The organism is Alphaproteobacteria bacterium (assembly GCA_019635875.1).
Taxonomy (GTDB): Bacteria; Pseudomonadota; Alphaproteobacteria; order Reyranellales; family Reyranellaceae; genus JAFAZJ01.
On the sequence record JAHBYP010000005.1, the window covers coordinates 553,176 to 571,226 of the forward strand.

Genomic DNA, 18,051 nt, shown 5'->3' on the forward strand with positions numbered 1-18,051 from the left:
GTGTATACTGCCGGCATGACGCGCTACCTGCTCGGCAGGCTTCTGCAGATGCTGCTGGTCCTGCTCGCCATGAGCGCGATCGTCTTCGGGCTGATCGGGCTCATGCCGGGCGATCCGATCGACCTGATGATCCAGGGCGATCCCGAGATGACGCCGGCCGACGCCGCGCGCCTGCGCGGGCTGTACGGCCTCGACCAGCCGATCTGGGCGCGCTACCTGAGCTGGCTGGGCGAGGCGCTGTCGGGCCGGCTCGGCTATTCGCGCCTGTTCACCCAGCCGGTGCTGGCGGTGCTCGCCCCGCGCCTGCTCGACACGCTGCTGCTGATGGGGCTGGCGCTGTCGATCTCGGTGGCGATCGCGATTCCCGCCGGGCTGTGGGTGGCGCGCCGCGCGCAGAGCGGCGTCGACTACGTCGTCAACCTGCTGTGCTTCGCCGGCGTCTCGCTGCCCAGCTTCTGGCTGGCGCTGCTGATGATCACGCTGTTCGCCGTGGTGCTGGGCTGGCTGCCGGCCGGCGGCGTCGGCGAGGGCCCATGGCAGCAGGCGCGCCATCTGGTGATGCCGGTCATCGTGCTGAGCCTGACCCAGCTCGGCCATCACATCCGCTTCGTGCGCGCCGCCGCGATCAACGCGCTGCGCGCCGACCACGTGCGCACCGCGCGGTCGAAGGGCCTGAGCGAAGGCCAGGTGATGTGGCGCCACGTGCTGCGCAACGCCATGGCGCCGGTGCTGACGGTGCTGGCGCTGTCCTTCGGCAGCCTGTTCTCCGGCGCGGTGATCACCGAGACCATGTTCGCGCGGCCCGGCATGGGCAAGACGATCTACGACGCGATCCTCGGCAACGACTTCAACCTGGCGCTGGTCGGCCTGATGCTGGCGACCTTCGCCACCCTGCTGGGCAACTTCCTCGCCGATCTCGGCTACGCCGCGCTCGATCCGCGCGTGCGCCTGCGCGAGGCCCCATGAGAACGCAGGGCGATTGGATAGGGCCGTTTTGCCTCGGCTTTGCCTTCCCCCGGAGGGGGAAGGTGGCGCGCAGCGACGGAAGGGGGATGCTTCAACGACGCCGGTGTCCGTCTTCGACATCCCCCTTCCGCCCTTCGGGCACCTTCCCCCTCCGGGGGAAGGTAGACCTGAACGCCATATGCCATCGCCCCGCATGAGACCGGGATCGTGAGAGCGGGCTCGCCCACCCGGCGCGCCTGGCGCCGCTTCCTGCAGCATCGCCTGGGCGTCGCCTCGCTGGTCCTGCTGGTGCTGATCTTCGGCATGTCGCTGTTGGCGCCGCTGCTGGGCGCCTGGCGCGGCATCGACGCCACCAACGCCGACCTGCTGGCGCGCTTCGAGCCGCCCGGCGCCCGCCACTGGCTGGGCACCGACGATCTGGGGCGCGACGTGCTGCAGCGCCTGCTCGAGGGCGGCCGGGTGTCGATGCTGGTCGCCCTCGTCGCCGCGGTGCTGTCGGCGGCGATCGGCGCGGTGATCGGCGTGGTCTCGGGCTTCGTCGGCGGCCGTACCGATGCGATCATCATGCGCATCACCGACATGGTGATCGCGCTGCCGCTGCTGCCGCTGCTGATCGTGCTGGCGGCCATCGACGTCACCAAGCTCGGCGTCCCGGCCGAGACGGCCCAGTCCGAGATGATGTCGCTCTACCGCATCGTCGTCATCGTCGCGCTCACCGGCTGGACCGGCGTGGCGCGGTTGGTGCGCGCCGAGACGCTGTCGTTGAAGGCGCGCGATTTCGTGCGCGCCGCGCGCGCGCTGGGCGCCTCGCCGAGCCGGCAGATGTTCCGTCACATCCTGCCCAACACCGCGGCCTCGCTGATCGTCGCCACGACGCTCTCGATCGGCAGCATCGTGCTGATGGAATCGGTGCTGAGCTTCCTTGGCCTGGGCATCCAGGCGCCGCATGCCAGCTGGGGCAACATGCTCACCGGCGCGCAGGACCTGGTATGGACCGCGCCGCTGCTGGCGGTCTGGCCCGGCCTGGCCATCTTCCTCACGGTGATCGCCTTCAACTTCCTGGGCGATGCCCTGCAGGACGCCCTCGACCCGCGCGCCGAGCGGCGCTAACACACTGTCGTCCTGAGCGAAGCGAAGGACCTAGCGGTATTGCTGCCATATGCGGCCAGCGTACCGCTCGCACGACCGCAAGGTCCTTCGCTTCGCTCAGGACGACGGCAGCACTAACCAGGTCCTCCTCCCATGAGACGGTTCATCGTCGGTCTGCTGGCCATCATCGGCTTCATCACCATCCTCGGCGTCGGCGGCCTCGTGTTGCTGGGCAGCGTCATGGGCGATTCGCGCCCGGCGATCAGCGATCGCACGGTGCTGAAGCTCGACTGGCGCCGGCTGCCGGGCGAGGAAGGCGCCGGCGGCGGCGGGCTCTTCGGCCCGCGCGGCGCGACGCTTGCCCAGACGGTCGACGCGCTGCGCCATGCCGCGGCCGACCAGCGCGTCATCGGCCTGGTCGCCACATTGAGCGGCGGCGGCCCGGGCATCGCCTCGGTGCAGGAGCTGCGCGAGGCGATCGCCTTCTTCCGCGCCGCCGGCAAGTTCGCGATCGTCTACACCGAGAGCTTCGATACCGGCCCGGGCGGCCTGCGCAACTGGTACCTCGCCAGCGCCTTCGAGCAGATCTGGCTGCAGCCCTCCGGCGATTTCGGCGTCGTCGGCATCGCCGCCCAGGTGCCGTTCCTCAAGGACGGCCTCGACAGGCTCGGCGTGCGCTTCGAGGGCGGCAAGCGGCTGGAGTTCAAGTCGGCGCCCAACACCTTCCTCGAATCGGGCTTCACCACGGCGCACCGCGAGAACCTGCAGGCGCTGGTCGACGGCCTGTTCGGCCAGGTGATCGAGGACGTCGCGCGCAGCCGCAACCTGCCGGCCGATGAACTGCGCCGCCTGATCGACACCGCGCCACTGGCGCCGTCCGACGCGCTGTCGGCCAGGCTGGTCGACAAGCTCGGCTATCGCGACGAGGTGATGGCCGAAATCGAGCGCCGCGCCGGCCGCAAGGACGCGCTCTACGAGTTCGCCGACTATCTCGGGGATTCCGACGTGCGGGCGCGCCGCGGCGAGGCGATCGCCGTGGTGACGGTCGACGGCGCCATCGTGTCGACCGACGAAGGCGCCTCGCCGCTGACCGGCGGCCGGCTCGCCGTCGCCGACAGGCTGGCGCGCGCGATCGACGAGGCGGCCGGCGAGGCCGAGATCAAGGCCATCGTCGTGCGCATCGATTCGCCCGGCGGCTCCTACCCGGCGTCCGACACCATCCGCCGCGCCATCGAACGGGCCAGGCAGAAGGGCAAGCCGGTGGTCGTCTCCTTCGGCGACGTTGCCGCTTCGGGCGGCTATTTCGCCGCCCTGCCCGCCGACGTCATCGTCGCCCAGCGTGGCACCATCACCGGCTCGATCGGCGTCTTCGGGCTGAAGCCGGTGGTCGGCGACCTGCTCGATTCGCTGGGCATCAGAGTCGAGACCATCCATGCCGGCGCCAACGCGGCGATGAACTCGCCGACCAACGGCTACACGCCACTGCAGCAGGCCGCCGTCGACCGCGTGCTCGATCGCATCTATGCCGATTTCACCCGCAAGGTCGGCGACGCGCGCCGGCTCGACGCCACGCGGCTGGACGCCGCCGCGCGCGGCCGCGTCTTCACCGGTACCGACGCCAAGGCGGCGGGACTGGTCGACGAGCTGGGCGGCCTGACGCTCGCCATCGCCTTCGCCAAGGCCAAGGCCGGCATCGACGCGGCGCGCGAGACCCATGTGCGGCGCTACCCCGCTCCCAAGGGTCGCATCGAGCAGATCCTGGAGCTGCTCACCGGGCGGCGCGCCGAGATGGCCGCCCGCGGCGAGATGCGGCGCGTGACGACGGAGATCAGCCGCCGGCTGGGCGACCTGCCGCTGACATGGCAGGCCGAAGCCATGCGCCTGCCCCCGCTGCCACCGCTGTGGGATTGATCTCGGCCCACCTGTCATCCCGAGCACAGCGAGGGATCCAGGGAAGTTGACTGGATCCTCGCTGCGCTCGGGATGACAGGCTAACGGCGCCACGCGGCGATCAGGAACTCGCGGTTGCCGTCACCGCCCTCGATCGGGCTGTCGACGATGCCGCGCACCGACCAGCCCGGCCGGGCACCCAGCCAGTCGCGGATAGTCGAGCATGCCTCCTCATGCAGCACGGCGTCGCGCACGATGCCGCCCTTGCCGACGCGCGATGGCCCGACCTCGAATTGCGGCTTGATCAGCGCCACCAGATCGGCGCCTGGCGCGGCGAGCGCCAGCGCCGCCGGCAGCGCCACGCGCAGGCCGATGAAGCTGACATCGCAGACGATCAGCCCGACCGGCTCCGGCACATGCGTCGCATCGATCTCGCGCACGTTGAGCCGTTCCAGCGACACCACGCGTGGATCGTCCCGCAGGCTCGCGTCGAGCTGACCATGGCCGACATCGACGGCGTAGATCTTGCGCGCGCCACGGCGCAGCAGCACGTCGGTGAAGCCCCCGGTGGAGGCGCCGACATCCAGCGCCAGCCGTCCCGCCGCCGCGATGCCGAAATGGTCGAGCGCATGCGCGAGCTTGAGACCGCCGCGCGAGACATAGGGATGGACGCCAGCCACGAGGACGATCGCCTCGTCGTCGCCGACCATCTCGCTCGCCTTGCCCGCGGCCCGGCCGGCGACCGTGACCAGTCCGGCCTCGATGGCGCGATGTGCCTCGGCGCGCGAGCGCACCAGCCCGCGCGTGACGAGCGCGCGGTCGAGTCGTCGGCGCTGCCCTGCCATGTCGCCATGCTAGCATCGACGCCGACACGACATGGGAGGAGACGATGGCGACCAACCTGCTGGCCGGCGATGCCGCGCTGGTCACCGGCGCCGCCGGCGGCATCGGCCGCGGCATCGCCAGGGCGTTGATGGCCGATGGCGCGCGCGTGCTGGGCAGCGACATCAATCCGCCGCCGGCCGAGGACGGCATCGAGTTCGTCGCCGCCGATCTTGCCAGGCGCGACGGCTGGCGCTTGCTGCACGACGAGGCGGTGAAGCGGCTGGGCTCGATCTCGCTCTTCGTCCACGCCGCCAGCCCGCGGCGGCGCGAGGCCGACCATGCCATGGCGCTGACCGAGGAGGTCTGGGACTCGATGGTCGAGGTCAATCTGCGCAGCGGCTTCTTCCTCGGCCGCGCCGTCGCCGCCCACATGCGCGAGCGCGGGATCAAGGGCCGCATCCTCTACATCACCTCGCTGCACCGCTACGTGCCGCGCAATCTCGCCCACTACAGCGCCTCGAAGGCCGGCATGACCATGGTGATGAAGGAGCTGGCCCGCACGCTGGCGCGCGACGGCATCCGGGTGAACGCCATCGCGCCGGGCGCGATCCCCGGCGGCGGCTTCGTCTCCGACGATCTCGGCGCGCTGGTCTCGCAGATCCCGCTGGGCCGCGCCGGCACGCCCGACGACATCGCGCAGATGGCCGTGGCGGTGCTGTCGGAACGCTTCGGCCGCTACGTCGCCGGCACGACGATCGATGTCGATGGCGGCATCAGCCTGATCAGCTGGATGCCGCCGGCCTGACAGAGCCGAAGGCCGGCGACGCGACAGCGTCCGCCTCCGGCGGAATACCTGTTCCTTTCCCCTTCCTTTCCCTTCCCTTCCTTTCCCAACTGTGCCGGCACTGTGCCGGCACATCCTGCCGTGCGACGCGTGCCTCACGCGTCGGCCGACGCGGCCCATCGCCGTGTCGGGCGAGTCGACGATTGGGGTCTCGATCATCCCGAGTACAGCGAGGGATCTCGAAGCGACCTGGATCCCCCCGCTGCGCTCGGAATGACAGTGTGACTCAGCCGCGTGCGCGTTCCTCGCTGGCGACGCCCAGGGCGGCGAGCGCGGTGGCGACGATCGATTTGGCGTCGAGGCCGGCCCATTCGTACTGCCTGGCCGGCGCGGCGTGGTCGATGAAGCGGTCGGGCAGGATCATCGGCCGGATCTTCAGCCCGTGGTCGAGCGCGCCGGCCGTGGCGAGATGCTGCATCACCTGCGCCGCGAAGCCGCCGACCGCACCCTCCTCGATGGTGATCAGCACCTCGTGGTGGCGCGCCAGCCGGCGCACCAGGTCGGTGTCGAGCGGCTTGGCGAAGCGGGCGTCGGCCACCGTGGTCGGCAGGCCGCGCGCGGCCAGATCGTCCGCCGCCTTGAGGCATTCCTGCAGCCGCGCGCCGAAGCTCAGCAGCGCGATCTTGCTGCCCTCGCGCACGATGCGGCCCCTGCCGATCTCCAGCGGCGTACCCTTGGCCGGCAGATCGACGCCGACGCCCTCGCCGCGCGGATAGCGGAAGGCGGAGGGGCGATCGTCGATCGCCGCCGAGGTCGCCACCATGTGCATCAGCTCGAGCTCGTCAGATGCCGCCATGACGACGAAATCCGGCAGGCAGGCGAGATAGGCCACGTCGTAGCTGCCGGCATGGGTGGCGCCGTCGGCACCTACCAGCCCGGCGCGGTCGATGGCGAAGCGCACCGGCAGCTTCTGGATCGCCACGTCGTGCACGACCTGGTCGTAGGCGCGCTGCAGGAAAGTCGAGTAGATCGCCGCGAAGGGCTTGAAGCCTTCGGTGGCGAGGCCGGCGGCGAAGGTCACGCCGTGCTGCTCGGCGATGCCGACATCGAAGCTGCGCTCCGGGAAGCGCCTGGCGAACTGGTCGAGGCCGGTGCCGTTGGGCATGGCGGCGGTGATGGCGACGATCTTCGGGTCGGCCTCGGCCTCGGCGATCAGCGCCCTGGCGAAGACCGAGGTGTAGTTGGGCGCGTTGCTGACCGCCTTGACCTGCTTGCCAGTGACGACGTCGAACTTCACCACGCCGTGGTACTTGTCGTCGCTCGCCTCGGCCGGCGGATAGCCCTTGCCCTTGCGGGTGACGACATGGATCAGCAGCGGCTTGTCGAAGGTCGCGGCGCGCGCGTTGCGCAGCACCGGCAGCAGGTGCTCCATGTTGTGGCCGTCGACCGGGCCGACATAGTGGAAGCCCAGCGCGTCGAAGATCGTGGCGCCGTGCACGAATTCCTTGGCCACCGCTTCGGCGCGGCGCGCGGCGTCGGCGAAGGGCGGCGGCAGGCGCTCGGCGACGCTCTTGCCCAGCTCGCGCAGCGACTGGAACGGGCGCGAGGTCAGCAGGCGCGTCAGATGCGCCGACAGCGCGCCGACCGGCGGCGCGATCGACATCTCGTTGTCGTTGAGCACGACGATCAGCCGCGAGCGCAGCGCGCCGGCGTTGTTGAGCGCCTCGTAGGCCATGCCGGCGCTCATCGCGCCGTCGCCGATCACCGCCACGACATGGTTCTTCGCCTCCGACAGATCGCGCGCCACGGCCATGCCCAGGCCGGCGGAGATCGAGGTCGAGGAATGCGCGGCGCCGAACGGGTCGTATTCGCTCTCGCTGCGTCGGGTGAAGCCGGAGAGTCCGCCCTCCTGGCGCAGGGTGCGGATGCGCTTGCGCCGGCCGGTGAGGATCTTGTGCGGATAGGCCTGGTGGCCGACGTCCCAGACGACGCGATCGCGCGGCGTGTCGAAGGCGTAGTGCAGCGCCACGGTGAGCTCGACCACGCCCAGGCCCGCGCCGAGATGGCCGCCGGTCAGCGACACCGCCGAGATCGTCTCCTCGCGCAGCTCGTCGGCGACTTGGCGCAGCTGCTCGGGACGCAGGCGCCGCAGATCGGCCGGCGTCTCGATCTGATCGAGCAGCGGCGTGGCGGGGCGGATGGGATCTGACATGAGGCTCTCAGGCGCGGCGGTCGACGACGAAGCGTGCCGCCTGCTTAAGGAGGTCCGCTCTGGGGCCAAAGGAATCAAGGTGTAAAGCGGCCTGGTCGGCGAGCCGCGACGCCTGGTCGCGTGCCCGTTCGAGGCCCAGCAGGGAGACGAAGGTCGCCTTGCCCTGCGCGGCGTCCTTGCCGGGCGTCTTGCCCAGCGCCTGCGACGTGCCCTCCACGTCCAGCAGATCGTCGGCGATCTGGAACGCCAGGCCGACGTCGTGGGCATAGGCCGAGAGCGACAGCCGCGCCTGGTCCGAGGCCTTGCCGAGGATCGCGCCGGCCGAGCACGAGAAGGCGATCAGCGCGCCTGTCTTCATGCGCTGCAGGCGCGTGGTCTCATCGATGCTGAGCGGACGTTCCTCGGCGATCATGTCGAGCATCTGGCCGCCTACCATGCCGCGCGGACCGATGGCCTGGGCCAAAGCGGTGACCAGCTGGATGCGCACCTGGGGATCGCCGTGCGTGTCGGGGTGCGCCAGCACCTCGAAGGCCAGCGCCTGCAGCGCGTCGCCGGCGAGGATCGCTGTCGCCTCGTCGAATTTCCTGTGGCAGCTCGGCTGGCCGCGCCTGAGATCGTCGTCGTCCATCGCCGGCAGATCGTCGTGGACCAGCGAATAGGCGTGCACGAACTCCACCGCCGCCGCGACGCGCGCGGCCGAGACCTGCCCGACGCCGAACAGCGTCGAGCCGGCGAGCACGAAGAAGGCGCGCAGCCGCTTGCCGCCGCCCAGCGCGGCGTAGCGCATCGCCTCGGCCAGCCGGCCCTCGGGATCGCCATTGGCGGGCAGCAGCCTGTCCATGGCGCGCTCGACCACCTCCGACGAGAAGGGCAGCGCCGCGGCGAAGTCGCGATGGTCGGTCAGGGGCATGGATTCGTCGAAACCGACTCTGTGACGGGGCTGCCCGGTGTACGACATCGTCGACCTCCGGGCACGATCTTGACGGCGCGGCATGCCGGCGCAATGGCCGGCTTGTGCCGAAAGCGTGCAGCGCGCCTCTCAGGCCATGCCCGAGGGCTCGCTCGAGACCGACCCGTCGACGGCGACGACGATGCGGTCGACCTTGGCCTTGGCTTCGGCCAGCTTGGCCTCGCAATGCTTCTTCAGCGCCGCGCCTCGTTCGTAGGCGGCGATCGCCTCGTCGAGCTTGATCTGGCCGCGCTCGAGCTGCTGGACGATGCCTTCCAGTTCGCGCAGCGCGTCCTCGAACGACAAGGCCGCGATGTCCCTGGCCGCCTGCTTCTGTTCCGCCATACCCTCTTTCCCTATGCCGCCATCAGCGCCCGCACATGCGCCTGCGCCGAGCGGCCCAGCGCGTCCAGATCGTAGCCGCCCTCCAGCGCCGAAACCAGCCGCCCGCCGGCATGCTCCCGGGCGACCTGCAGGAGCTGCTCGGTGGCCCAGCCGAAATCCTCCTCGGTCAGCCTGAGCTCAGCCAGCGGGTCGGCGTGGTGGGCGTCGAAGCCGGCCGAGACGAGCACCATTTCCGGGGCGAAGGCGCGCATCGCCGGCAGCACCTGCTGGCTCACGGCGGCGCGGAACTCGGCCGAGCCCGAGCGCGGCGGCAGTGGCGCGTTGACGATGTTGGGGTGGCCGGCGTGGTTGTGCATGCCACTGCCGGGATAAAGCGGGCTCTGGTGCGTCGAGGCGTAGAACAGGTCGGCGTCGGCCATCGACTGCGTCTCGGTGCCGTTGCCGTGATGCACGTCGAAATCCATCACCGCGACCCGGCGGATGCCGTGCCGTGCGCGCGCGTGGCGCGCGGCGACGACGACGTTGTTGAACAGGCAGAAGCCCATGGGACGCGTCGGCTCGGCGTGATGGCCCGGCGGCCGCACGGCGCAGAAGGCGTTGCTCGCCTCGCCGCCCATCACCGCGTCGGTCGCCGCGACCAGCGCACCCGCCGCGCGCAGCGCCGCGTCCTTCGAGCCCGGCGAGACGACCGTGTCGCCGTCGAGCTGGACATAGCCTGCGCTGGGAAACGCCGCGAGCACGGCTTCGACATAGCGTGGCGGATGCGCGCGCGAGAGCTGCTCGGTCGTCGCCAGCGGCGCCTCGCGTCGTTGCAGCGGGGCGAACTCGGGTCCGGACAGCGCCTTCAGCACCGAGGCCAGCCGTGCCGGCCGCTCGGGGTGACCCTCCCCAGGGTCGTGTCCAAGGCATGCCGGATGCGTAAAAAGGTAAGTAGCCATCGGGGCGTCTCTTCCCTACAGGAATTTGTCTCGTTCCTGCGGTGATAGCGTTCCCACCGGAATCCGGGAAGAAAAACCCGGCCGAGGGGCCGAAGCACCGCAGCATTTCAGTCATTGCAGCGCGTCATTTTCTCATCGCAGAACTGCATTCTGCAAATTGCGGGGTCGGAAATCTCGTGCTAGCGTCGACGCCAATATGAACAACCATTCAGGACGGAACGCCATGGGCAATGTGAGTCACACCATCACCCGGGCCGCGGCCCTGCCGGCCAATTTCAGCCATGCCGCGGATGCGCTCGCAGAGATGCCCAAGGACCGCCAGTTCGTCACCGCCCTGGCCCGCGGCCTCGACATCCTGCGCGCCTTCCAGGCCGGCGACGGCATGCTCGGCAACCAGGAGATAGCCGCGCGCACCGGCCTGCCCAAGCCGACGGTGGCCCGCCTGACGCACACGCTGACCGAACTCGGCTACCTGAGCTACGCCCGGCGCTTCCGCAAATACGAGCTGGGCGCCTCGGTGCTGGCGCTGGGCTATGCGGCGCTCTCCAACATCGACGTGCGCCATGTCGCGCGCCAGCCGATGCAGCAGCTCGCCACGACGCTCAACTGCGCCATGGCGCTGGGTGCGCGTGACCGTCACTCGATGATCTGGCTCGAGGCCCAGCGCGGCCCGGCGGCGATCGCCATCACCTACGACGTCGGCTCGCGCGTGCCGATCGCCAGCACGGCGATGGGCCGCGCCTATGTCGCGGGTCTGCCCGAGGCCGAGAAGGTCAAGCTGCTCGACGCCATCCGCCGCCGCTGGCGCGACGACTGGAGCAAGGTGAAGACCGGCGTCGAGCGCGCCGAGCGCGAGATCGCCGAGCGCGGCTTCTGCGTCGTTTGGGGCGAGTGGCTGCCGGAGATCTGCGGCGTCGGCGTGCCACTGCGCGGCCCCGACGGCATCGCCACCCATGCCTTCACCTGCTCGGCGCCGATCTACCAGACGGCCAAGGAGAAGCTCGAGCAGCTCTGGGGCCCGCGCCTCGTCACGCTGGTGCGCGACGTGCGCAACGGCCTGGCGGGACGCCATTCGATGCCGGAGTCGATGCGCCGGCCGATGCGCGCCTGAGGTTCATGCTGAGGGGGGCGCTCCGCGCCCTGGTCGTCCTGGCCGTGGCCTTGGGCGTTGCAGGGCATTTCGGCCTGCCGATCCTGGAACGCCACCTCACGTTCTTCCCGCTTCCTGCCGACCCGGCGCGCCCGTGGACACCGCCAGCCGGCGCGCAGGACGTCTTCTTCGACAGCGCGCCGGGCATCACGCTGCATGGCTGGTACTGGCGCGCGGATCCCGCGAAGCCGGCGCCCATCACCGTCCTCTATTCTCACGGCAATGCCGACAACGTCGTGCCGTTCGCGGTCGAGGCGGCGCGTCTGGCCGCTGCGGGCTTCGACGTGCTGCTCTTCGACTATCGCGGCTATGGGCGCAGCGCGGGCATCTCGGAAAGCGAAGCAACGCTGATCAGCGATGGCCGCGCGGCACTGGACTATCTGGTACGCCTGCGGGGGGTGCCGCCGGAGTCGATCGCGCACTACGGCTATTCGTTGGGCAGCGTCCTCGCCGCCGAGCTCGCGGTGAGCCACCCGTGCCGCGCCGTCGTCCTGCTGGCTCCCCTCGCATCGATGTCCGCCCACATTTCGCTGGTGCTGCCCTGGCTACCGCAATCGCTGCACGGCCTGGCGCGCAATCGCTTCGATACGGTCGGAAAGATCGCCCGCGCCAGCTGCCCGGTCATGGTCATTCACGGCGATCGCGACGAAGTGATCGATGCCGCACAGGGCCGCGCCGTATGGGCCGCCGCTCGCGAGCCCAAGCGACTGATGGTCATACCCGGAGGCCCGCATTGGCTCGGCTCGGCAGGAAACGCCCATGTCGACGCGGCGGCAGAATTCATCCGTTCGCCGCATTCTTGAGATAGGGTCAGTGAGTACGGCCGCCGCAGTCGATCTGCCGGCCAACGAGCAGCTTAGGGCCATGATCCGGCACACGCTTCGCCTTCTGACCTTCCTCGCAGTGTTCTTCGGCAGCATCGTCTTCATTGGCGTGCCCGCGCTGGAGCACCATTTCACCTTCCGGCCGCGCGCCGCCACCTACGAGTGGAGAGCGCCTTCGGGCGCCGAGGACGTGTTCTTCGACAGCGCCCCCGGCGTGAAGCTGCATGCGTGGTATTGGCGCGCGGACAAGGAAAGGCCCGCGCCGGTCACCGTTCTCTACGCCCACGGCAACGCCGGCCACGTGCAGCGTTTCTCGCCGGCGGCGGCGCACATCGCGTCGTTGGGCTTCGACGTGCTGCTCTACGACTATCGCGGCTATGGCCGCAGCGAAGGCAAGTCCGAGGACGAGAAGACGCTGTTCGCCGACGGCCGTGCGGCGATGGAGTATCTCGTGAGGGCACGCGGCGTGCCGGCCGAGAGCATCGCGCACTACGGCTACTCTCTGGGCAGCGCCGTGTCGGCCGAGCTGGCGGTGAGCCAGCCCTGCCGCGCCGCGATCCTGGTGGCGCCGCTGGCCTCGGTCTCGGCACAGGTTTCGGCGATGTACCCATGGGTGCCGGAGCCTTTCCACGCGCTCACGCGCAGCCGCTTCGACACCGTCGGCAAGATCGGCCGCGCGCGCTGCCCGGTCATGGTCGTGCACGGCGACCGCGACCAGATCATCAGCGTCGAGCAGGGCCGCGCCGTCTATGAGGCGGCGCGCGAGCCCAAGCGCCTGATGATCATTCCCGGCGCGACCCACTGGCTGGGCCGCAGCGACAGCAGCCACCTCGAGGCGGCTGCTCAATTCATCCGAACGTCGCCTTCGTCTCCCCCAGCCCCTGCCATGTCGCGATGACGGCGCCCGCGCCGGGCAGCATGTAGGGTGGATGGGTCGAGCCGGTCAGGATGACGTCGCCGGCCTTCAGCTGCTTGCCGAACTGGTTGAGGCGATTGGCCAGCCAGGCCAGCGCGATCAGCGGCCCGCCCATGACATTGGTGCCTGGGCCGCCGGCGACGCGATTGCCGTCAAGGGCGCAGCTGCCGTCGACCGCGGCCAGGTCGATGCCCTGCCAGCCGGCGATCTCGGGGCCCACGACACAGGCGTATTGCAGGACCTCGTCGACGATGCGGCCCTTGCCGCTGACCTTGCTCAGATCGGCGTGGCGGTTCTCGACGATCTCCATGCCGCAATGGAGCGAGGCGACGAAGGGCTTGATGGTCTCGGCGTCATAGGGTTGCGCGCCCGGTGGGGCGTCCCTGGCGATGCGCGCCACGACCTCGCATTCGACGCCGGCCTTGAAGATGTCGCCCTTGGCGACCGTGAGGCCGCTCTGCTTCACGCCGCTGGCGTAGATGCCGGCGAAGGCGGGCTGGCTCAGGCCGGCCGGCACATAGAGCGCCGGCAGCGACAGGGCGACTTTCCAGCCGGCGATGCGATCGGCGCCGTTGGCGGTCAGCCGCTCATGCACTGCAAACTGCGTGTGATAGGCCTCGTCCTCGCTCATGGCGTCGGTGGCGCCGGGCATGAAATCCATCACGCGGCGCTCGCGGCGGGCGGCGGCGACCTTGTCGGCCAGGGCGGCGATCTCTGATGGCGTCATCTCGGCGGTCCCTCCTGCTTGCGTTCCCCTTTCTTGCCACGCAAAGCGGCTTCGCGGGCGAGAATCTCGGCCGATGGCTTGAGCGCATCGCGCACAAGAGTCCTGAGATCGTCGACGGGAAACGGGTCGGTATCCTTGAAATTCACGCAGCCCATGCCGGCCTTGATCTTCGGCCACTTTGCCCGAAACGCCGCCGACCGCCCGGCCGAACAGGTGTAGACCGACAGGCAGCGCTTCTGGCTCGCCCAGGCGACGAAGTGCTCGCCGCGCCTGTAGGTCGGCATGCGGTAGCTCATGTCGATTGCCGCATCGGGCGCGAGCTTGCGGATCAGCGCATCGAGCGCTTCACCGCGCTCGTGGCGCAGCTTCTCGAGCGACGCGAGATAGGCCTCGATCACGCCTGCGGCTTGCACGCCTCGATCACGACCGTGTGCGGGCACTCGAAATCGTCCTCGTACTCGGTGGAAAGGATCTCCTGCCCCACGACCGTGCTCTCGCGGATCGGCAGGCAGGTGCGGCAGTCGACGAAGCCGGCGTCCTCGGCGAGTTCGCGCAGGAACGAGGGCGACAGCGCCGTCAGGTGCTCGCCGGAGCAGAACACAAAGTTCGCGAACCGCCCACCGACACTCTTGCGGTTGATCGGGAAGTCGGAGAACCACGTGGCGTCGCCTTCGACAAACTTGCGCGCGGCGTTCTCGATGTGCGGCCCGCCGATACGGATGCCGCCGCCCGGCTTCAGGCAGCGGAACATGTCGGCGAAATGCGTCGCGAGGTGATGCTCCGGCAGATGCTCGACGACGTGGAAGGAGTAGAACCGGTCGACCGAGTTGTCGCGAAACGGCAGCTTGTCGAGGAAGTTGATCCACAGGTCGATCTTGGCCGAGACCAGGTTGGCATCGACGTTCAGCCAGCCCGGGATGTAGCGCTCCTTGCCGCAGCCGAGATGGACGTTGAGCGTGCCGTCCCTGGGCTGCCGCAACGCCCTGTAGAGCCGCCCATTGACCCACATCGGGCCCTGCATCGCGCCGTAATAGAGGTTCTTGAGGGCGGTTGGAATCATTGGGAATCAATGGCCTGCGTGACGATTTGATATCCGTTCAACAATAGCGCGAATACCGTCGCCCGGCCAGCGTCGTGCCCTGGGGGAGCCATGTCGGCCATACTGATCCCATGAAGTACGATCGCATCACAGTCGATCCTGCCGTGATGGTCGGCAAGCCGTGCATCAGCGGTACGCGAATCGCGATGGATCTAATCCTGCGGAAGCTCGCCGCCGGCAAAACCCAGGCTGACTTGCTTCTCGGCTATCCGCACCTTAGCCGCGAAGACGTCCGCCAGGCGCTCGCCTTCGCGGCCGACTTCCTCACGGATGGCGACATCGAGCTGGCCATGCCTCGGTGAGGTTACGGCGTATGAGTCGCTCGATGGCCGAGTACAGGCGGGCCTGCTGTCGCTCGGTCATGACGTCGCAATGTTTCCGCGCGGAGCGTCGGTCGTCTTCCGTCAGATTGAATGCCGCAAGAGCAGTCACGGTGGCGGCTTGAACGGCTCGCCAACCCCGGTCGTCTCAAGCTATAAGGCGAGACTCCACGCTCCAGTGCGGAGGCGAAACCTGGGAGACGATCGTGTTCCGATCTGAGATCGTGTTTGCTGGGCTCTGCGTCCTCGCCCTCGCGCTCAGCGGCTGCGCGGAAATCGGCCCCGGCGGCGCCGAAACGAAGCTGGGCATTGGACCATTCAAGCTGTTCAGCATCGAGGCCGGCCCGGGTGGCCTCGAGCAGAAAGGCCCTTCCGCCGGGCCCTTCAGGTTTGGTTACTAGGCGCCTTTGGGCGCGTAACTGGGTCCCTCTCGAAGCGACCGCTACGACTGGCTTGCCGGGCGCTGCAATGTCGCGGAATGCATCTGGTGCCGTTGTCGCACTTCGAACAGTGGCAAATCGAGTTCGTCAGGCGGCACATCGACGTTGACGCGAACGCTGGCGAGTCGCTGTCGTCATCGAGCGCCGAGGTGGCGCGGCCAACAACTCGCGAACGAGACCGATCGTCTTCAGCGTATGAGACTGGCCGCAATCAGAACGAGAACGGGGCGGCCGACGCCGCCCCGCCTCCTGATAAGCGGTGGCGAGCTCAGGCGGCCTTGGCCTTGGCGCCGTAGAAGCTCTGGCCCTTGGCGGCCATGTCGCGCAGCAGCTTGGGCACGCTGAACTGCGAGCCGTATTTCTGCGCCAGCGAATCGCACTCCTGCACGAACTTGGCGACGCCGACCTGGTCGATCAGGCTGATGGCGCCGCCGGTCTGCGGCGCGAAGCCCAGGCCCATGATCGAGCCGATGTCGCCGTCCTGCGGATCGGTCAGCACGTTGGACTCCAGGCAGCGCGCGGTGTCGACCGCCTGCACGTAGAGCAGGCGCTTCCTGACCTCGGCGGCGACGGCGTCCTTGCCCGGCCCTTCGCCATGGGCGAGTTCCTCGCGCTCCTTGAAGTGCTCCTTGAGCCCCGGCCACAGGCGCTTCTTGCCGTCACTGGGGTACTCGTAGAAGCCCTTGCCGTTCTTGCGGCCGAAGCGCTCCAGCTTCTTGACCATCAGCTCGAGCATGTCCTCGGTGCCGCTGCCCTCGTACTTCTGGCCCGCCGCCTCGGCGTCGCGCCGCGTCTGGTCCATGATCTTGTACGACAGGTCGATGGCGACCTCGTCGTTGAGCGCCAGCGGGCCGACCGGCATGCCGGCCAGGCGGGCGCAGTTCTCGATCATCGCCGCCGGGATGCCTTCCTTCAGCATGCGATGGCCTTCGCTGATGAAGGCGCCGCAGACACGGGAGGTGAAGAATCCGCGGCTGTCATTCACCACGATCGGCGTCTTGCGGATCTTCTGGACGTAGTCCAGCGCCCGCGCCAGCGTCTCCTGCGAGGTCTGCTTGCCGACGATGATCTCGACCAGCGGCATCTTCTCCACGGGCGAGAAGAAGTGCAGGCCGATGAAGTTCGCCGGACGCGCACTGGCCTCGGCCAGGCCGGTGATCGGCAGGGTCGAAGTGTTGGAGGCGAAGATCGCCGTCGGTGCCAGCACGGCCTCGGCCTGCTTGGTCGCCGCCGCCTTGACCTCGCGGTTCTCGAACACCGCCTCGATCACCAGGTCGCAGCCCTTCAGGTCGGCGTAGTCGGCGGTGGCCTGCACGCGGCCCAGGATCTCCGCCGCACGCTCCTTGGTCAGGCGGCCACGGCCGGCGTCCTTCTCGACATCGGCCTGGATATGCGCCCTGCCCTTGTCGGCCGAGGCCTGGTCGCGATCGAGCAGCACGATCTGCAGCCCGGCGCGCGCCGAGACGTTGGCGATGCCCGCGCCCATCAGGCCGGCGCCGAGCACGCCGATCTTCTTGTATTCCTGCTTCGGGACCCCCTTGGGCCGGCGCGCCAGCTTGTTGGCTTCCTGCAGGCCGAAGAACAGCGTGCGGATCATGCTCTTGGACACGGGATCGCGCAGCAGCGAGACGAAGTAGCGGGTCTCGATCTTCAGACCGGTGTCGAAGGGCACGTTGAGGCCCTCGTAGACGCAGCTGAGGATCGCCTTGGGCGCCGGGTACACGCCGTTGGTCTTGCCCGAGATCATGGCGTTGCCGCCGATGAACATCTCGACACCACCCGGCCACACCTTGCCGCCGGCGAATTGCGGGATGCGGTAGTTCGGCTTGTCCCAGGGCTGCACTGCACGGGCGTCCATCTGCACGCCCTTGGTGAAGGTCGGCGACACCTTCTCGGTGCTGGGCGTCATCAGCCACGCCTTGGCGCGCGCCAGCAGCTCGCCCGCCGGCACGACCTCGTGGATCAGGCCCAGGCCCTTGGCCTCGGCCACCGACAGGTCCTTGCCCTCGATCAGGATCGGCGCCGCGGCCATCACGCCGATCAGGCGCGGGATGCGCTGCGTGCCGCCGCCGCCGGGCAGCAGGCCGATCTTCACCTCGGGCTGGCCGATCTTGGCCTTCGGATTGTCGGCGGCGATGCGGTAGTGGCAGGCCAGGCAGATCTCGAAGCCGCCGCCCAGCGCCGTGCCGTTGATCGCCGCGACCCACGGCTTGCCCGAGGTCTCCATGGCGCGGAACATCTTCTGCAGCTGGCTGAACTGCTCGGTCAGCGCCCTGGCGTCGGACGTATCGGCCGACAGCAGCATCTCCAGGTCGGCGCCGGCGATGAAGTCGGCCTTGCCCGAGGTCAGGATGATGCCCTTGACCTTCTCGTCCTTGACCGCCTTCTGCGCGGCCTCGGCGAAGGCGGCCATCGATTTCTCGTTGAGCACGTTCATCGTGCGATCCGGCATGTCCCACGTGATCGTGGCGATGCCGTCCGAATCGACTGCGTAGTTGATCATGATCTCGTCTCCTCCCCCTCTCCCCGCGCAGGCGGGGAGAGGGTTGGGGTGAGGGGCTTCGCTTGATTGGGTAC

Annotated in this window: 17 protein-coding genes and 1 pseudogene; 9 read left to right on the forward strand and 9 right to left on the reverse strand. The window is 69.1% G+C overall.

The genetic code is table 11. The features are described from left to right. The first annotated feature begins 15 nt into the window (after positions 1-15). From KF889_20635 to sppA, 3 genes and pseudogenes are all read left to right on the forward strand, one after another. The gene (locus KF889_20635; protein MBX3501857.1) at positions 16-966 is read left to right on the forward strand and encodes an ABC transporter permease; all 951 of its coding nucleotides are present in this window, start codon (positions 16-18) and stop codon (positions 964-966) included. A gap of 237 nt (positions 967-1,203) precedes the next feature. After that, positions 1,204-2,076: pseudogene (locus KF889_20640) on the forward strand (ABC transporter permease). Between the two features lie 132 nt (positions 2,077-2,208). Then, positions 2,209-3,966 (forward strand): signal peptide peptidase SppA, encoded by a 1,758-nt coding sequence (sppA, locus tag KF889_20645; GenBank protein MBX3501858.1) that lies wholly within the window; start codon positions 2,209-2,211, stop codon positions 3,964-3,966. An 80-nt stretch (positions 3,967-4,046) separates the two neighbouring features. On the opposite strand, the gene KF889_20650 is transcribed toward sppA, so the two are convergent. Continuing rightward, entirely contained in the window at positions 4,047-4,790 is a 744-nt protein-coding gene (locus tag KF889_20650; GenBank protein ID MBX3501859.1) for a TlyA family RNA methyltransferase, read from the reverse strand. A gap of 44 nt (positions 4,791-4,834) precedes the next feature. On the opposite strand from KF889_20650, the gene KF889_20655 reads away from it, so the two are divergent. Beyond that, positions 4,835-5,575: an SDR family oxidoreductase gene (locus KF889_20655; protein MBX3501860.1), complete on the forward strand. Its 741-nt coding sequence runs from the start codon at positions 4,835-4,837 to the stop codon at positions 5,573-5,575. Positions 5,576-5,840: 265 nt separating this feature from the next. Here KF889_20655 and dxs read toward each other — a convergent pair whose 3' ends face one another. The 4 genes from dxs to KF889_20675 form a co-directional block, all read right to left on the reverse strand. After that, the gene (gene dxs, locus KF889_20660; GenBank protein MBX3501861.1) at positions 5,841-7,766 is read right to left on the reverse strand and encodes a 1-deoxy-D-xylulose-5-phosphate synthase; all 1,926 of its coding nucleotides are present in this window, start codon (positions 7,764-7,766) and stop codon (positions 5,841-5,843) included. A gap of 7 nt (positions 7,767-7,773) precedes the next feature. Continuing rightward, entirely contained in the window at positions 7,774-8,676 is a 903-nt protein-coding gene (locus tag KF889_20665; GenBank protein MBX3501862.1) for a polyprenyl synthetase family protein, read from the reverse strand. Positions 8,677-8,805: 129 nt separating this feature from the next. Next, the gene (locus tag KF889_20670; GenBank protein MBX3501863.1) at positions 8,806-9,060 is read right to left on the reverse strand and encodes an exodeoxyribonuclease VII small subunit; all 255 of its coding nucleotides are present in this window, start codon (positions 9,058-9,060) and stop codon (positions 8,806-8,808) included. 11 nt (positions 9,061-9,071) lie between these two features. Continuing rightward, the gene (locus KF889_20675; protein MBX3501864.1) at positions 9,072-9,998 is read right to left on the reverse strand and encodes a histone deacetylase family protein; all 927 of its coding nucleotides are present in this window, start codon (positions 9,996-9,998) and stop codon (positions 9,072-9,074) included. Positions 9,999-10,302: 304 nt separating this feature from the next. Here KF889_20675 and KF889_20680 point away from each other — a divergent pair, with 304 nt between their 5' ends. Genes KF889_20680 through KF889_20690 form a run of 3 tightly spaced genes read left to right on the forward strand, consistent with a single transcriptional unit; the run spans position 10,303 to position 12,870 of the window. Then, positions 10,303-11,109: an IclR family transcriptional regulator gene (locus KF889_20680; GenBank protein ID MBX3501865.1), complete on the forward strand. Its 807-nt coding sequence runs from the start codon at positions 10,303-10,305 to the stop codon at positions 11,107-11,109. Between the two features lie 5 nt (positions 11,110-11,114). After that, the gene (locus tag KF889_20685; GenBank protein ID MBX3501866.1) at positions 11,115-11,951 is read left to right on the forward strand and encodes an alpha/beta fold hydrolase; all 837 of its coding nucleotides are present in this window, start codon (positions 11,115-11,117) and stop codon (positions 11,949-11,951) included. 10 nt (positions 11,952-11,961) lie between these two features. Continuing rightward, complete coding sequence (locus tag KF889_20690) at positions 11,962-12,870, forward strand: alpha/beta fold hydrolase (protein MBX3501867.1); 909 nt, start codon at positions 11,962-11,964, stop codon at positions 12,868-12,870. Here the strand turns inward: KF889_20690 and KF889_20695 are convergent. From KF889_20695 to KF889_20705, 3 genes are read right to left on the reverse strand one after another with little or no spacing between them, the layout of a single operon-like run. Then, on the reverse strand, positions 12,821-13,615 hold the full coding sequence (locus KF889_20695; GenBank protein ID MBX3501868.1) for a hypothetical protein: 795 nt from the start codon (positions 13,613-13,615) through the stop codon (positions 12,821-12,823). The genes KF889_20690 and KF889_20695 overlap by 50 nt on opposite strands. After that, the gene (locus KF889_20700; protein MBX3501869.1) at positions 13,612-14,028 is read right to left on the reverse strand and encodes a DUF1801 domain-containing protein; all 417 of its coding nucleotides are present in this window, start codon (positions 14,026-14,028) and stop codon (positions 13,612-13,614) included. The genes KF889_20695 and KF889_20700 overlap by 4 nt, the downstream gene beginning before the upstream one ends. Continuing rightward, a complete protein-coding gene (locus KF889_20705; GenBank protein ID MBX3501870.1) occupies positions 14,010-14,675 on the reverse strand; it encodes a methyltransferase domain-containing protein in 666 nt (221 codons plus the stop codon). Before KF889_20705 ends, KF889_20700 begins: the two co-directional genes overlap by 19 nt. Before the next feature lie 110 nt (positions 14,676-14,785). Here KF889_20705 and KF889_20710 point away from each other — a divergent pair, with 110 nt between their 5' ends. Both KF889_20710 and KF889_20715 read left to right on the forward strand, forming a co-directional pair. Beyond that, on the forward strand, positions 14,786-15,016 hold the full coding sequence (locus KF889_20710) for a DUF433 domain-containing protein (protein ID MBX3501871.1): 231 nt from the start codon (positions 14,786-14,788) through the stop codon (positions 15,014-15,016). A gap of 224 nt (positions 15,017-15,240) precedes the next feature. After that, the gene (locus KF889_20715; protein ID MBX3501872.1) at positions 15,241-15,435 is read left to right on the forward strand and encodes a hypothetical protein; all 195 of its coding nucleotides are present in this window, start codon (positions 15,241-15,243) and stop codon (positions 15,433-15,435) included. A gap of 307 nt (positions 15,436-15,742) precedes the next feature. Here KF889_20715 and KF889_20720 read toward each other — a convergent pair whose 3' ends face one another. Next, positions 15,743-17,977 (reverse strand): enoyl-CoA hydratase/isomerase family protein, encoded by a 2,235-nt coding sequence (locus KF889_20720; protein MBX3501873.1) that lies wholly within the window; start codon positions 17,975-17,977, stop codon positions 15,743-15,745. Between the last annotated feature and the right edge of the window lie 74 nt (positions 17,978-18,051).

What these genes read in the sequence shown, in the direction of transcription:
- KF889_20670 (MBX3501863.1), bottom strand. Translation starts at nt 9,060, where the DNA reads ATGGCGGAACAGAAGCAGGCGGCCAGGGACATCGCGGCCTTGTCGTTC.
- KF889_20665 (MBX3501862.1), bottom strand. Translation starts at nt 8,676, where the DNA reads ATGCCCCTGACCGACCATCGCGACTTCGCCGCGGCGCTGCCCTTCTCG.
- dxs (MBX3501861.1), bottom strand. Translation starts at nt 7,766, where the DNA reads ATGTCAGATCCCATCCGCCCCGCCACGCCGCTGCTCGATCAGATCGAG.
- KF889_20710 (MBX3501871.1), top strand. Translation starts at nt 14,786, where the DNA reads ATGAAGTACGATCGCATCACAGTCGATCCTGCCGTGATGGTCGGCAAG.
- KF889_20655 (MBX3501860.1), top strand. Translation starts at nt 4,835, where the DNA reads ATGGCGACCAACCTGCTGGCCGGCGATGCCGCGCTGGTCACCGGCGCC.
- KF889_20650 (MBX3501859.1), bottom strand. Translation starts at nt 4,790, where the DNA reads ATGGCAGGGCAGCGCCGACGACTCGACCGCGCGCTCGTCACGCGCGGG.
- KF889_20635 (MBX3501857.1), top strand. Translation starts at nt 16, where the DNA reads ATGACGCGCTACCTGCTCGGCAGGCTTCTGCAGATGCTGCTGGTCCTG.
- KF889_20685 (MBX3501866.1), top strand. Translation starts at nt 11,115, where the DNA reads ATGCTGAGGGGGGCGCTCCGCGCCCTGGTCGTCCTGGCCGTGGCCTTG.
- KF889_20680 (MBX3501865.1), top strand. Translation starts at nt 10,303, where the DNA reads ATGCCCAAGGACCGCCAGTTCGTCACCGCCCTGGCCCGCGGCCTCGAC.
- sppA (MBX3501858.1), top strand. Translation starts at nt 2,209, where the DNA reads ATGAGACGGTTCATCGTCGGTCTGCTGGCCATCATCGGCTTCATCACC.
- KF889_20675 (MBX3501864.1), bottom strand. Translation starts at nt 9,998, where the DNA reads ATGGCTACTTACCTTTTTACGCATCCGGCATGCCTTGGACACGACCCT.
- KF889_20720 (MBX3501873.1), bottom strand. Translation starts at nt 17,977, where the DNA reads ATGATCAACTACGCAGTCGATTCGGACGGCATCGCCACGATCACGTGG.
- KF889_20705 (MBX3501870.1), bottom strand. Translation starts at nt 14,675, where the DNA reads ATGATTCCAACCGCCCTCAAGAACCTCTATTACGGCGCGATGCAGGGC.
- KF889_20695 (MBX3501868.1), bottom strand. Translation starts at nt 13,615, where the DNA reads ATGACGCCATCAGAGATCGCCGCCCTGGCCGACAAGGTCGCCGCCGCC.